The organism is Pedobacter terrae, from assembly GCF_036946585.1.
GTDB lineage: Bacteria > Bacteroidota > Bacteroidia > Sphingobacteriales > Sphingobacteriaceae > Pedobacter > Pedobacter terrae_C.
In genome coordinates this window covers 13,625-27,225 of the sequence record NZ_JAQIIV010000018.1, presented here as the reverse complement: position 1 = coordinate 27,225, position 13,601 = coordinate 13,625, and the positions used below count along the sequence as shown (strand labels likewise).

At 39.0% G+C, this 13,601-nt stretch carries 12 protein-coding genes and 1 riboswitch; of the genes, 5 read left to right on the top strand and 7 right to left on the bottom strand.

What is annotated here, in order from left to right; all coding sequences use genetic code 11:
- Nucleotides 1–582: 582 nt before the first annotated feature.
- Together apaG and dusB are read right to left on the bottom strand one after the other, a co-directional pair.
- Nucleotides 583–969, bottom strand: coding sequence for a Co2+/Mg2+ efflux protein ApaG (apaG, locus tag PGN18_RS18695; RefSeq protein WP_335321112.1), 387 nt, complete (start codon nt 967–969; stop codon nt 583–585).
- A 34-nt stretch (nt 970–1,003) separates the two neighbouring features.
- On the bottom strand, nt 1,004–2,011 hold the full coding sequence (gene dusB, locus PGN18_RS18690; protein WP_335321111.1) for a tRNA dihydrouridine synthase DusB: 1,008 nt from the start codon (nt 2,009–2,011) through the stop codon (nt 1,004–1,006).
- A 43-nt stretch (nt 2,012–2,054) separates the two neighbouring features.
- Here dusB and PGN18_RS18685 point away from each other — a divergent pair, with 43 nt between their 5' ends.
- From PGN18_RS18685 to PGN18_RS18675, 3 genes are read left to right on the top strand one after another with little or no spacing between them, the layout of a single operon-like run.
- Entirely contained in the window at nt 2,055–2,981 is a 927-nt protein-coding gene (locus tag PGN18_RS18685; RefSeq protein WP_335321110.1) for a CPBP family intramembrane glutamic endopeptidase, read from the top strand.
- The gene (locus PGN18_RS18680; protein WP_167354688.1) at nt 2,962–3,168 is read left to right on the top strand and encodes a putative signal transducing protein; all 207 of its coding nucleotides are present in this window, start codon (nt 2,962–2,964) and stop codon (nt 3,166–3,168) included. Before PGN18_RS18685 ends, PGN18_RS18680 begins: the two co-directional genes overlap by 20 nt.
- 47 nt (nt 3,169–3,215) lie before the next feature.
- Complete coding sequence (locus PGN18_RS18675; protein ID WP_335321109.1) at nt 3,216–4,025, top strand: phosphatidate cytidylyltransferase; 810 nt, start codon at nt 3,216–3,218, stop codon at nt 4,023–4,025.
- Between the two features lie 141 nt (nt 4,026–4,166).
- On the opposite strand, the gene PGN18_RS18670 is transcribed toward PGN18_RS18675, so the two are convergent.
- The 3 genes from PGN18_RS18670 to metE all read right to left on the bottom strand — a co-directional run bounded on the left by PGN18_RS18670 (nt 4,167) and on the right by metE (nt 7,901).
- Nucleotides 4,167–4,835: a class I SAM-dependent methyltransferase gene (locus PGN18_RS18670; protein ID WP_335321108.1), complete on the bottom strand. Its 669-nt coding sequence runs from the start codon at nt 4,833–4,835 to the stop codon at nt 4,167–4,169.
- A gap of 60 nt (nt 4,836–4,895) precedes the next feature.
- Nucleotides 4,896–5,282: an acyl-CoA thioesterase gene (locus tag PGN18_RS18665; protein WP_335321107.1), complete on the bottom strand. Its 387-nt coding sequence runs from the start codon at nt 5,280–5,282 to the stop codon at nt 4,896–4,898.
- Nucleotides 5,283–5,567: 285 nt separating this feature from the next.
- Nucleotides 5,568–7,901: a 5-methyltetrahydropteroyltriglutamate--homocysteine S-methyltransferase gene (metE, locus tag PGN18_RS18660; RefSeq protein ID WP_335321106.1), complete on the bottom strand. Its 2,334-nt coding sequence runs from the start codon at nt 7,899–7,901 to the stop codon at nt 5,568–5,570.
- A gap of 194 nt (nt 7,902–8,095) precedes the next feature.
- Nucleotides 8,096–8,301: riboswitch (cobalamin riboswitch) on the bottom strand.
- Between the two features lie 127 nt (nt 8,302–8,428).
- On the opposite strand from metE, the gene PGN18_RS18655 reads away from it, so the two are divergent.
- Both PGN18_RS18655 and PGN18_RS18650 read left to right on the top strand, forming a co-directional pair.
- Entirely contained in the window at nt 8,429–11,113 is a 2,685-nt protein-coding gene (locus tag PGN18_RS18655) for a M14 family metallopeptidase (protein ID WP_335321105.1), read from the top strand.
- A 254-nt stretch (nt 11,114–11,367) separates the two neighbouring features.
- Nucleotides 11,368–12,084, top strand: a complete 717-nt coding sequence (locus PGN18_RS18650) for a DsbA family oxidoreductase (RefSeq protein WP_335321104.1) — start codon at nt 11,368–11,370, stop codon at nt 12,082–12,084.
- 153 nt (nt 12,085–12,237) lie between these two features.
- Here PGN18_RS18650 and PGN18_RS18645 read toward each other — a convergent pair whose 3' ends face one another.
- Entirely contained in the window at nt 12,238–12,456 is a 219-nt protein-coding gene (locus PGN18_RS18645) for a DUF3820 family protein (RefSeq protein WP_335321103.1), read from the bottom strand.
- Between the two features lie 46 nt (nt 12,457–12,502).
- Entirely contained in the window at nt 12,503–13,546 is a 1,044-nt protein-coding gene (locus tag PGN18_RS18640) for an ATP-binding protein (protein ID WP_335321102.1), read from the bottom strand.
- Nucleotides 13,547–13,601 lie beyond the last annotated feature (55 nt).

Below are 13,601 nucleotides of genomic sequence, written 5' to 3'. Positions count from 1 at the left end.
GCCGTTTTTGGTTAGTAACTTAACTCGATCGTCATAACATCAGGGTGACGGCTAATTTATAATATCTATTTGGAAAGCAGGTTTTATGATAGCAGGAAAAGTTCTGTCCCACTCCCGCTTCTGCCGATAGAAAAATGTTGGCATCCCGATCGCCTGGGGTTTAGGTTTCAAGGTACGCCATTCTATAGAAAGGTTTATCCACCATGTTATTAACCTTTAAAACTGGCAAAACCACTGCGATTTAACCTGATTGAAGAGAAAAGCCTGTAAGCGAGGAACGAGTGCGGACTTGAAAAGAAAGCAGGACTAATGCTAAAATGAAATACTGAAATTGCTTTTCTATCCTACAAATAATTTAATAAACTTGGTTGATGAATTTTTAGCTTATTCTTTCAGTGAAAGTTATGCTGATCCGATAGCCATCGGATTTATTTTATTAGCAGTTTCTATTATTTTAAAGGCCAAATAGCTACTTCGTAGTCAGCATCTTTATTGAAAGATAGACCCTGAAATGAATTACCTTCTGTGAGCTCGCTAAGGCTCGGTTCAGGGTGACGGCACTAGAGATTAATGTTTGTAAAATTAATTCAATTTGTATGGTGCCACCAATTGAAATTCAGGAATATCCACATCGAATTCTGAGCCATCAATATCACGTCTCATTAAATAAGTACCCTTCATGCTACCCATATCGGTTTTTAGGTTACAACCCGAAACATATACATGGGTTTCGCCAGGCTGTATGATGGGTTGCAAACCAACAACACCCTCGCCTTCTACCTCTCTTTTGCTACTATTCGAATCGAAAATAAACCACTGGCGGCGCATCAATTGGACAGCATAATCAGAAAGATTGGAAATTTCCACACGATAGGCAAACATATAATGTTCGTTCGCCGGATTTGAATATTCTGGCTGGTAAACGGTTTCTACTGAAACCTTAACACCGTCTGTAATTGCTGTAACCATGATAATAACGAATGTAAGAAAAAACTTTCAAAAATCAAGCCAGTACACCAGTGGCGTCATAGTTGGCAAATTTTTGTGCCACTTCTTCTAAAATGCTGTAAATGTTGTTGATATCTGGTTCAGCAACCAATCGCATGCGATAAGGTTTAAAATCTGGCAGCCCCTTGAAATAGTTGGCATAATGGCGACGCATTTCGAAAATACCGGTTTTAGGACCTTTCCATTCCAGCGATTTATCTAAGTGTGTACGGCACACCTCAATTCTTTCCTCAATTGTTGGTCCGGCTAGGTGTTTTCCGGTTTCAAAGAAGTGTTTTACCTCACGGAAAATCCATGGATAACCAATTGCGGCACGACCAATCATGATACCATCTACCTCATATTCCATACGCCAATTGGCCGCTTTTTCCGGACTATCTACATCACCATTGCCAAAAATGGGAATTTTGATACGCGGATTACGTTTAATTTCTCGGATTAAGCTCCAATCGGCTTCGCCTTTGTATAATTGTGCTCTTGTTCGGCCATGAATGGTCAATGCCTGGATCCCTACATCCTGAAGTCGCTCGGCAACTTCATCAACATTTTTGGTATTGTCATCCCAGCCTAAGCGGGTCTTTACGGTAACAGGCAAATGCGAAGCTTTAACAACAGCATCTGTCATTTTTACCATTTTATCAATGTCCTGAAGAAGGCTGGAACCTGCACCTTTACAAACCACATTTTTTACCGGACAGCCGTAATTGATATCAACCAAATCGGGACCAGCTGCAGAAGCAATTTCTGAGGCCTCGCGCATGTGCTCGATATCACCACCAAAAATCTGGATGCCAATGGGTCTTTCATATTCGAAAATATCCAATTTTTGTAAGCTTTTTGCGGCATCACGGATCAAGCCTTCGGAAGAGATAAATTCGGTGTACATCATATCGGCCCCGTTTTTTTTGCATACATAACGGAACGGTGGATCACTTACATCCTCCATTGGGGCCAGCAATAAAGGGAACTCACCTAAATCTATATTTCCTATCTTTACAGACATTTTCTATCTTCAACAATTAATAAAACATACAAAGGTACAAATAATGAGTTTTGTAACACCTAAACGCGAGGAAATCAATCCTTTCTTACAATTACTTTTACTTTTATTTTACGCAGTTGCCGGGGCCTTTATATTTGGTATCATTGGACTGGTAATCTGTATGGCCATGTACGGAATGGGATTGGTTAGCAATTTTAACCTGCTTTTATCAGGAGATGCCAAATATATTATGGGTTTTAAAGTAATACAGATTTTAAGCTCAATAGGTACATTCATCTTACCACCCCTGGCCCTCGCTTTAACAGAAAGAATAAAAATAACCCGTTTTTATAGCTTTAAACGGCCAAAGGTTTTACTGCTTTTGCTGGTTATCATCATTATGATTGCGAGTATGCCTTTTATGGAATGGACAGTAATCTGGAACCAAAAAATGGTTCTGCCCGACTTTTTGAAAGGAATCGAGGCATGGATGAAAGAGAAAGAGGAACTGGCGGCAAAAATGACCCTTCAACTGATTACGGTGAGGAGTCATTTCGATTTTGTGGTGAACCTGGTCATGATTGCAGTTTTGCCAGCCATAGGCGAGGAATTGACGTTCAGGGGTGGTGTGCAACGCGCATTAGAGCGGTCATTTGGCAATCCGCACCTGGCGATCTGGCTTTCGGCCATAATTTTTAGTACCATACATGTTCAATTTTATGGTTTTGTGCCTCGGATGTTATTGGGAGCCGGTTTCGGGTACCTGTATTACTTTAGCGGAAGTATCTGGTATGCCATGTTTGCACACTTTTTAAATAATGCTTATGCAGTTTGTGCTGCTTTTTATATGCAAAAACATCACATGCCACTTGATAAAGCGGATGAACCGATCGGTTTTCCATGGTATGGCTATTTAATTAGTGCAATAATTACCATAGCTTTGTTTAAATTTTTTAAAGATAGCGCATCACGTGAGCGAAAATTGGGTTAAAGTATATACCACCAGCAATGCCTTTGCGGCAGAGGTATTAAAACAGGGATTAACAGAAGCTGGTATCCCTGCGGTTACCATAAATAAACAGCTCTCGGCATATAACATTGGCGAGATAAATGTGTTGGTGAATAAAGTAGATTTCAATAAAGCCATAGAATACATTGTTGAAAACGAAATCGAATAACCTTTTAAACATCATCCATTTTACATCTCCCATCTTACATTTTTAGCATGAAAACCAGGGCAATAACCGCTTTCTTTTTTACCATCGTAATGCTTGGCTCTATCTTTTCAGGGAGTTATGCGTTTACCATTTTCTATCTTATTCTAAGTGTTTTATCCTTATTTGAGTTTTATAAGCTGATTAAAAATGCTGGCATCAGGCCACACCGGAATATTGGTTTAATGGCAGGTTCTTTAATCTTTTTAATGGCTGCAGGCTTACATTACTTAGAATATGATGTCAAGTATCTGCTACTTTGTATCCCCTTAATTTTCTCTGTTTTTATTACTGAGCTGTATAAGAAAAACAAAATTCCATTTGCCAATATCTCTTATACATTTGTTGGCTTTGTTTATGTAACCATCCCTTTCTGTTTTTTCCATGCACTTGGCTTTTTAAAAAACTGGAATGAATATAATTTTCATTTACCACTCGCATTTTTGTTAATGCTTTGGGCAAATGATACGGGTGCTTATCTATTTGGTGTAAAATATGGTAAACGAAAATTGTTCGAACGTCACTCGCCTAAGAAAAGTTGGGAAGGATTTTTTGGGGGTATGTTCACCAGCGTTTTGGTCGGTTTTGGCTTGTCCTTTCTTTTTACCGAAAGTCCGGCTTGGGTTTGGATGGGTATGGCCGTTTTAATTGCAAGTTTCGGTACACTGGGCGACCTGGTAGAATCGATGCTCAAACGCAGTTTGGATACTAAGGACAGTGGAGGTTTACTACCAGGACATGGTGGTTTATTAGATCGTTTTGATGGATTGTTGCTGGCCGCTCCTGTGGTTTATGCCTATTTATATCTGATTTTGTATTAGCGAATACCGGGACAGGCCTCTGTGTTGTTTCGTCATTCGCGCTTACTGGAATCTTTAAGCAGTTTATATTCATTTAAGCGATACAATCGCTATTTTAGCTAATCCTCGTTACAAACGAGGACTATGATTTTTCCGTCGTGTTTATTTAATGGAAGCAACCACAACATGATATTTCCGTTCTACCTGCTCGCCTGTTTTGCTTTTGATCTGCTCGGTTTTACTTAGGATATTTACAACTGTAAATCCTATGTTTTTTAATAATTCTTTTACCTCTTCTACTTCGTAAAGTTTAAAGCCGTAAGGCGTAAAAGGAAGAGTTTGCATAAAAGTTTTATCGGCAAAGCAGATTACTAAAGTGCCATTAAGTTTTAGAGTTCTTTTAATTTCGGCGAGATATTTGCCTGGATTTTGCCAAAAGTATATCGTATTGACGGTAAAAATTTTATCGAACCGATTTTCATCAAAGGGCAAAGTAATTCCATCTGATAGTTTAAAATGAACTTTTCCGGCTGGAATTAAATCCCGATTAATCTTTTCAGCCTCGGCAATAATGGTAGCAGAAATATCGGCACCAAAGTAGTGAAGGTTTTCAGCTTGTGATAATAGTTGAGCAATGTGCCCACCATTGCCAGCGCCAATTTCTAATACAGTCTCATTTTTTTGGAGATCTAACGCATTAATAGCAGAACTGGTCATGCCTATGTTGCTGGCCTGCATCATCTCCCCTGTTTTAACGCCATGTTCGCCTTCCGGACAGCTTAATTGCTTCGCAATATTTTTTAAATCTGCTTCAGAATGTTGTTGCTCCATGATCAAATTTAGAGATTTTATTCTGGCGATTTTATCTCTTTTTCGCTAAAATGTATCAGGTTATTTGATTACCTGAACGGGCTTTTTGTTTTCATCAATAGCTACAAAAGTAAAATCGCCATGTACGGCAAGCTCCCTTCCTTCTGCGTACATCTGCTCGATATAAATTTCTACGTTAACTTTTAAACTGGTGTTACCTACATGGTTTACTTTGCCAATAAGCTCTACAATGGTTCCTGCTGGAATCGGTTTTTTAAAATCAATTCTGTCGCTGCTTACCGTTACCATAATCTGGCGGCTAAAGCGGGTTGCAGTAATAAAAGCAACTTCGTCCATCAAATGCATGGCAGTACCCCCGAAAAGCGTATCGTAATGGTTGGTTGTATTTGGGAAAACGGCTTTAAAAATACTGGTTTTTGAATATTCTATTCTTTCTGCTAAGGTCATGGGGTAAATATAGGGTGAGTAATAAGCTTTGACAACTTTCTGATTAGAAAGTTGTCAAAGTTGAGATCTGATAAAAAAAATAAAAATAGGTTATCGTAAGGCTTAATTTATCTCCTTAAGATTATCGTCATTGCGAGAAGGCCTTTTCGGCCGACGAAGCAATCTCCACGGGAGGATTACTTGCAGAAAAGATTGCCAGCCTGTTGCCGGTAGGCTTCGTCGTTCCTCCTCGCAATGACGATTTTTTTAGGAATCCACCATTGCCTTGTGAAAGCTAAAATTAAATTAATTTACCTGAAGATCTGCTGAAAGTACTTCTTCCGTTTTACGCATCTCTTTTGCGGCTTCAACCATTTCAATCAATGCTTTTTTGGTTTCGTCCCATCCGCGGGTTTTTAGGCCACAATCAGGATTTACCCAAAGTTGTGCTGAAGGAATAACAGCTTTCGCTTTCTTGAGTAACTGCACCATTTCTTCGCGTTTTGGAACTCTTGGTGAGTGGATATCGTAAACACCCGGACCAATCTCGTTTGGATATTTAAAATCGGCAAATGCATCTAATAATTCCATCTGCGAACGCGAAGTTTCTATGGTGATCACATCGGCGTCCATATCGGCAATGTTTTGAATGATATCGTTAAATTCCGAATAGCACATATGCGTGTGGATCTGTGTATCATCTTTCACGCCACTGGCTGAAATTTTAAATGCCGTTACTGCCCAGTTCAGGTAGTTTTGCCAATCTGCTTTGCGCAATGGTAAACCCTCTCTAATGGCTGGTTCATCAATCTGAATGATTTTAATGCCCGCGTTTTCCAGATCGCATACTTCATCACGAATAGCCAGGGCAATCTGTGTACAGGTTTCTGACCGTGGCTGGTCATTGCGTACAAACGACCATTGTAAGATGGTTACGGGACCTGTTAACATCCCTTTCATGTATTTTGAGGTAAGCGACTGCGCGTAGGCGGTCCACTTTACGGTCATGGGTTTCGGGCGCGAAACATCACCAAAAATAATCGGTGGTTTTACACAACGTGACCCATAACTCTGCACCCAACCGTTTTTAGAGAAAGCGAAACCGTCTAATTGCTCACCAAAGTATTCAACCATGTCGTTCCGTTCAAATTCACCGTGAACCAAAACATCAAGATCTACTTCCTCCTGCCATTTTACTGCTTTTTCGGTTTCTTTAGCAATAAGATCATCATATTCTTCAACAGTAAAAGTTCCATTTTTAAGTTTCGCTCTCCAGCTTCTTACCTCCGCAGTTTGCGGAAACGATCCGATAGTAGTTGTGGTGTAAGCAGGCAAGTTAAGCTCCTGTTGTTTTATTTTTCTGCTCGAAAAAGGGCTCAAACGTTCGGCATCCTGCTCTTTTAAATCCAGAACCCTTTGTTTAACTGCAGGATTATGGATAATTTTAGAAACTTTACGGTTAGCAATGGCGATCTTATTTTCTTCGAGTTTTTGCAGGGTAGATGCAGGGCTTTCGGTGGTGATCAATTTTTTTAAGGTAGCTACTTCCGCAATTTTCTGTTTTGCATAGGCTAACCATTGTTTAATTTCTGCTGATAAATTCTTCTCGTTGGTTTCATTGTCCAAATCAACCGGCGAATGGATCAATGAACAGGATGGAGCAATCCACACTTTATCCTGACCTCTTTTTTCTGTAATCTGATTAATGATCGAAAGAGATTTCTCGAAATCATTTTTCCAGATATTTCTTCCATCTACCAAACCTAAAGAAAGAATGGTGTTTTCTTTTAATGAAGCCAGAACATCATTTAATTGACTTTCTGCACGCACTAAGTCGATATGTAAAACATTCACTGGCAATGAAGTAGCTAATGCTAAATTATTTCCCAGACCCTCAAAATATGTTGCTAAAACAATTTTTAATCTTGGGAAGGCTTTCCGAATTTCTTTATAGGCATATTCATAAGCTTTTTTGTCCTTTTCATTTAAATCCAAAGTCAAGAAAGGCTCATCAAACTGAATATATTCTACATCCAGTGCATCTAAGCGGGATAAAATCTCAATATAAACCGGAAGGAGGTTTTTAATCAGGTCTATTTTTTCAAACCCTGCTTCTTTTTCCTTACCCAACAAAAGATAGGAAACCGGGCCAATTAGCACAGGTTTAGTGTTAATCCCCAATTGTTTTGCCTCGTAAAACTCATCTATAATTTTGGTAGAGAAAAGCTTAAAAGGTTGGTTTTTGTAAAACTCAGGTACAATGTAATGGTAATTGGTATCGAACCATTTGGTCATTTCCATCGCTACCACATCCAGTCCTTCTTTTTGGTAACCCCTTGCCATCGCGAAATAAAGATCAAGTTCCTCATTTCCTTTTTTCAGGATTACCTCATTGTACCTTTTCGGGATGGCCCCAAAAGTTAGGGAATGATCGAGTACATGGTCATAAAAGGAAAAATCGTTTGATGGAATCACATCAATTCCCGCTTCCTTTTGAAGTTTCCAGTTTTCGTGGCGAATGTTTTTGCCCACCTGCAGTACATTTTTGTACCCAGTTTTATCTGCCCAATAATTTTCGCAGATTTTCTTTAATTCCCTTTGGCTACCTATTCGCGGATAACCCAGATTTTGCGTTAGCATCTCTTTTAAAGATTAAGTAAATAAATCGTTCAAAAGCTCTTAAAGCAATATTTGTAATACTCTTTGTTAAAAATTAAAGGAAAGGTTATGGCACAGCCTGCCTACTTATCAGCAAAAAGCTTAAAGCAAGCCTATAAAATTTTAATTTTATGGTGTACAATCAGACCTGACCAATTACTTTATAACGCGAAAGTACCGTCAATTCAATATAGGCAGGTCTCCTGACTTATTCCCGATCCTATCGCCTTCCCATGCCGTTAAAGGCACAGTGGCATAATGATAAGACCGTTATCTTTTTGCTAAAAGACAGAATTTACAGTTGCGCGACAGCTCGTGATTTACACACGATTCCCTATTAATCCCGGTTGTAATTCCGGGAACCTGTATCGGTTGATGAAAAATAAAGTTAAGAACTTACATCAAGGCAAATGTATGGATTAGGATTTAAAACTTGTAACAAATTTACAGCAAGCTGATTTTGGAATTTTTCTCCATTATATTTGATTACCCAACTAAACTATCAGATTATGATAAAAACTTACTTTATCAGGCTTTGCATCGCTTTTTTATTGCTGAGTAATTGTGCCTTACTAGGACAGGAAGTACCCACGCCGAAATCCCATTTTGGCTTTGATATAGGTGACAACTACCAATTGGCCAATTATACCCAAACAGAAGCCTACTTAAAGAAGCTTGCAGCAAGTTCTAATCGCATTAAACTGGTTGATATCGGTAAAACAGAAGAAGGCAGAAGTCAATATATGTTGATTGTTTCTTCGCCGGAGAACCTGAAGAAATTAGACCATTATAAAGAAATTTCGCAACGGTTGGCTCATGCTGAAATGACACCAGAGCAGGCCAAAGCATTGGCACAGGAAGGTAAAGCAGTGGTGTGGATAGATGGTGGTTTACATGCAAATGAGGTGGTTGGTACCCATCAATTGATCCAAACAATATACGAGTTTGCTTCTCGAACAGATCCTGAAACCCTGCGTATTCTGGATAATGTGATCATCTTATTTACACATGCCAACCCGGATGGGCAGGAACTTGTAAGCAACTGGTACATGAGAGAAAAAGATCCTAAAAAACGCACAACCACAGGCTTGCCGGTTTTGTACGAAAAATATGCAGGACATGATAATAACAGAGATTTCTTTATGTTAAATCTCAAAGAAACGCAGAATATTGGTCGCCAGCTTTTTGTAGAATGGATCCCGCAAATCATGTACAACCACCATCAGGCTGGTCCGGCGGGAACGGTTGTCGCAGGTCCTCCCTATCGGGATCCCTTTAATTATGTTTTTGATCCAACCTTGTTAACCAGTTTAGATGCAGTTGGTGCTGCCATGCATAACAGGATGAACGTAGAAAATAAACCTGGTTATACGCAGCGCGGAGGATCGGTGTATTCTACTTGGTACAATGGCGGATTAAGAACTACGACCTATTTTCATAACATGATTGGGCTGTTGACTGAAATTATCGGAAACCCTACGCCTTCCGAAATTCCGCTAGTCCCTTCCAGGTTATTACCTAACGGGGATTCACCTAATCCGATCACACCCAGGAAATGGTATTTTAAAAACGCGATTGATTATTCGGTATCCTTAAATTATGCTGTTTTAAATTATGCACAACGTTACCGCGATGAATTGCTGTACAATATTTACCAGATGGGTAGAAATTCCATTGAAAGAGGTAAAAAAGATACCTGGTCTTTTTCTCCAAAGAAAATTGAAGCCATTAATAAGGCTGCAAAAGTTGGTTTTGCTACTGGAAGCGATGCTGATTTTGAATCAAGACGCCAGATGAGCATCAAAGCTTTCGATACTGTGATGAAAGCGCCTGCAAACCGGGATCCTCGTGGGTATATTTTATCTGCAGATCAGTCTGATTTTAATACTGCCATTAAGTTTTTGAATGCGTTGATTAGAACGGGTATTGTAGTTCAAAAAGCAACAGCGCCATTTACCGTTGCTGGTAAAAATTATCCTGCCGGAAGTTATGTGGTTAAAACTGATCAGGCTTTCCGTCCACATGTTTTGGATATGTTCGAACCACAAGATCACCCAAATGATTTTAAATACGAAGGTGGTGCGCCAATTCCGCCGTACGATGCCGCCGGATGGACATTGGCCTATTTAATGGATATTAAGTTTGACCGGATTCTCGATGATTTTTCAGGTCCCTTTGAAAAAAATCCGTACGGAGAGTTATTAAAACCTGAAAATAAAGTGCCAAATGGATCGGGTTACTTATTAAGTGCAGCACAAAATGATTCCTATACAGCAGTTAACGATTTATTGAAAAATGAGGTAGCGGTTTATCGATCTACAGATAACGGAGACTTTTATGTTTCGTCAGCAGGAAAAGCTGTGCTAGAAAAGGCAAACATCAAACTAAAAATTGCTGCTGCCCCTAAAAATAAAATTAAAGTTTCGACTGCTAGAATTGCACTTTGGGATACTTATGGTGGTTCTATGGCTTCGGGTTGGGTGCGTTTTTTAATGGAGCAATATCATTATAGTGCCACGGTAATTTATCCGCAGGATATAGACGCAGGGAACTTAAAATCCAAATACGATGTGATCATTTTTGTGGGCGGAGCTATACCCTCTGTTCAAGGCGGGTTTGGCAACAGAAATTTCGGACCAAAAGCAGAAGAAATTCCTCAGGAATTTAGAAACCGTTTAGGGAGAATTAGTGCTGATCAATCAATTCCTGAATTAAAGAAGTTTTTGGAAGCTGGAGGAAATATTGTAACTATTGGAAGCAGTACCAATCTGGCTTATCACTTAAATCTGCCTGTACGTAATGCTATGGTAGAAATTGTAAATGGTGCGGAAAAAAGATTACCTGCTGAAAAATATTATGTTCCTGGAAGTGTGTTAAATGTTAATATAGATACGGCTTTGCCAGCCAATTGGGGCATGGAAAAAGAAGCCGACGTCTATTTCGATAATAGTCCTGTTTTTAAACTCACAGGCGACGCAATTGCAGCTGCAAAGATTAAACCTTTAATGTGGTTTGAAAATGCTACTCCATTGCGTAGCGGTTGGGCCTGGGGGCAAGCTTACCTGCACGATGGGGTAACCTCTTTTGAAGCAAGGGTGGGCAAAGGTAAATTGCTTGCTTTCGGTCCTGAAATTGCGTTCAGAGCACAAACGCACGGTACTTTTAAGCTGATATTTAATCAATTGTATAAATAATAACAATGGAGTTTGCCTTACTCATTTCTTAATCGTTCGTCATTCCAGCCCAATCGATAGCCATCGGATCGAGTTGGGAATGACGATGCTCATAGTCTCTCAATTTATTAAGATTTCCTTGTCATATATCGGGTTGTATCATAAATTTCTCCAAGAATGATATTCTAATACTAATACAAACCAATATCCCAAACGATAGTGGCTTTTTACTTTCGCCTTACTATAGCCAATTATAATCCGCTTAATTTTGGATTATGAAAGTAGAAATTTGGTCGGATGTAATGTGTCCGTTTTGTTATATTGGGAAAAGACATTTTGAAGAGGCGATGGAAAAATTACCCTTTAAAAATGAAATTGAAGTGGATTGGAAGAGTTTTCAACTCAATCCGGAATATCATAATACCAATAATGAAACGGTGTACGATTATTTATCAAGAAGTAAGGGAATGCCGGTTGAGCAGGCCAAACAAATGACAAAACAGGTGGAAGAGATGGCTGCAAATGCTGGTCTAACGATCGATTTTAATAAAAATATCCCTGCCAATACCTTTAATGCGCATCGCCTGATCCATTTGGCAGCAAAACATAACCTTCAGGATTTAGCTGAAGAAAAACTGTTTGAAGCTCATTTTGTAAATAGCAAAAATATTGGTGAAACAGATATTTTAGTTGATCTTGCTGTAGAAATCGGATTAGATCAGGATGAAGCTACTGCCGTTTTAAATAGTAATGAGTTTGCTGAAGCTGTTCGTTATGATATTTATGAAAGCCAGAATCTAGGAATCCGCGGTGTGCCCTATTTTGTAATGAATCGTAAATATGGTGTTTCAGGTGCCCAGCCTGTTCAGGCTTTTACTGATGCGCTTACCCAAAGTTTTACCGAGTGGAAAGCCGCTCAGCCTATTACCAAACTTACCTCACTAAATAAAAACGATGATGCGGTTTGTGATGAAAATGGATGCGAAATATAGGATTGTGCTTTTTCGTCATCTCGACCGAAATGCAGTGGAGCGCCCGCCTGTGCGGACAGGCCTACCCGTACAGGCGGGGAGAGATCTATCCAAATAGATTTCTCGACTGCGCTGCACTTCGCTCGAAATGACGTTATCTCCAGTAGCGATCCATCAACGCTGATTCTTCAACGGCCCTAATAAATACTCTAAACCATTCACCCTGATTTCGAACATGGTAGCCATTAAATCACCTAATTTTCCTTTCGGGAAACCTTTGTCCTTATACCAAAGCAAATAACTTTCAGGAATGTTGCAGATCAGGTAACCTTTGTATTTTCCATAAGGCATCTGCATTTTTACTAAATCGAGTAATAAGGAAGGATCTAACATTTATAATATAAAATCTAAATAATTTTCTTTGTTAATAACCGAGAAGCTAGCTTGAGGATAGTTTTTGGCAAAAAAAACCGGGGATCTTCTTTTTTTGGTTTCCCCATTTGAAATCAGTGGCTAAAATTTCTCCGTTGTTAATTTCAATTAGGTCTATCTCCTGTTGATCATAAGTTCTCCAAAAGTAATAAGTGGAATTTTGCTGTTCGTATTCCATTTTTTTAATTCGCTCACTAAAACAATAATTTTCCCATAAAATTCCCTGATCATCCCGTAAAGCTAACAACCTGAAATCGTTTATAATTGCATTTCGAATGCCATTGTCGTAAAAATACCATTTGGATGATTTCGTGACCTCTTTCCGTAAATTATTACTGTAACCACCAACTTTATAGATGATAAAAACCTTTGAGAGTAAATCAAGGTAACGATCTACCGTATTTTTGCTGATACCCAGGTTACGGGAAATCTCATCAATTGAAACTTCCGATCCTACCTGATAGGCAATTAGTCTCAATAATTCCAGTAGTTTAGCGCTATTTTGAATGTTTTCATACATCAAAATATCTTTTAACAGATATGATTTAACCAGTTCAGTTAAATATTGAGCTTTTTCAGCCAATGAATTTAAATGGAACAACTCCGGATAAGAACCGAAAATTAATCTTTCCTCTAAGTTTTGGGTAGTTTGCAAGGCATTTTCCTGTTTATCCAGTTCAACCTGTGCTATAGGGTAGAGATGATAGGTCAAATTTCTTCCGGTTAAGGGTTCACCTGTTTGGTTTGACAGATCGAAGGTAGATGACCCACTGGCAATAATGGTAAGGTCTTTAAAAGTATCAATGAGCAATTTTAATATTTTTCCGATTTCAGGTATCACCTGGGCTTCATCAATAATGAGCAGTTTGGCGTCACCCAAAATCCTTTTATAATTTGCCGCTGTTCGGGTTGAGAGCAATACCTGTACATCCTGATCTTCGCCATTTAAAGAAAGGTGGTTGATGTTGGCATCTCTAACAATGCTTTCTACCAACCAGGTTTTGCCTACCCTCCTTGTGCCGAAAATTAAAATGACCTTATTTTTTTCCAATTTTATTAAGAATAATAGGCTGTAAAGATCTAATGATTTGACTTTTCATTTAAGT

Excerpts from the sequence above, each read along its gene's own strand:
- apaG (WP_335321112.1), bottom strand. The coding sequence starts at position 969 with ATGGTTACAGCAATTACAGACGGTGTTAAGGTTTCAGTAGAAACCGTT.
- dusB (WP_335321111.1), bottom strand. The coding sequence starts at position 2,011 with ATGTCTGTAAAGATAGGAAATATAGATTTAGGTGAGTTCCCTTTATTG.
- PGN18_RS18685 (WP_335321110.1), top strand. The coding sequence starts at position 2,055 with ATGAGTTTTGTAACACCTAAACGCGAGGAAATCAATCCTTTCTTACAA.
- PGN18_RS18675 (WP_335321109.1), top strand. The coding sequence starts at position 3,216 with ATGAAAACCAGGGCAATAACCGCTTTCTTTTTTACCATCGTAATGCTT.
- PGN18_RS18670 (WP_335321108.1), bottom strand. The coding sequence starts at position 4,835 with ATGGAGCAACAACATTCTGAAGCAGATTTAAAAAATATTGCGAAGCAA.
- PGN18_RS18665 (WP_335321107.1), bottom strand. The coding sequence starts at position 5,282 with ATGACCTTAGCAGAAAGAATAGAATATTCAAAAACCAGTATTTTTAAA.
- metE (WP_335321106.1), bottom strand. The coding sequence starts at position 7,901 with ATGCTAACGCAAAATCTGGGTTATCCGCGAATAGGTAGCCAAAGGGAA.
- PGN18_RS18655 (WP_335321105.1), top strand. The coding sequence starts at position 8,429 with ATGATAAAAACTTACTTTATCAGGCTTTGCATCGCTTTTTTATTGCTG.
- PGN18_RS18650 (WP_335321104.1), top strand. The coding sequence starts at position 11,368 with ATGAAAGTAGAAATTTGGTCGGATGTAATGTGTCCGTTTTGTTATATT.
- PGN18_RS18645 (WP_335321103.1), bottom strand. The coding sequence starts at position 12,456 with ATGTTAGATCCTTCCTTATTACTCGATTTAGTAAAAATGCAGATGCCT.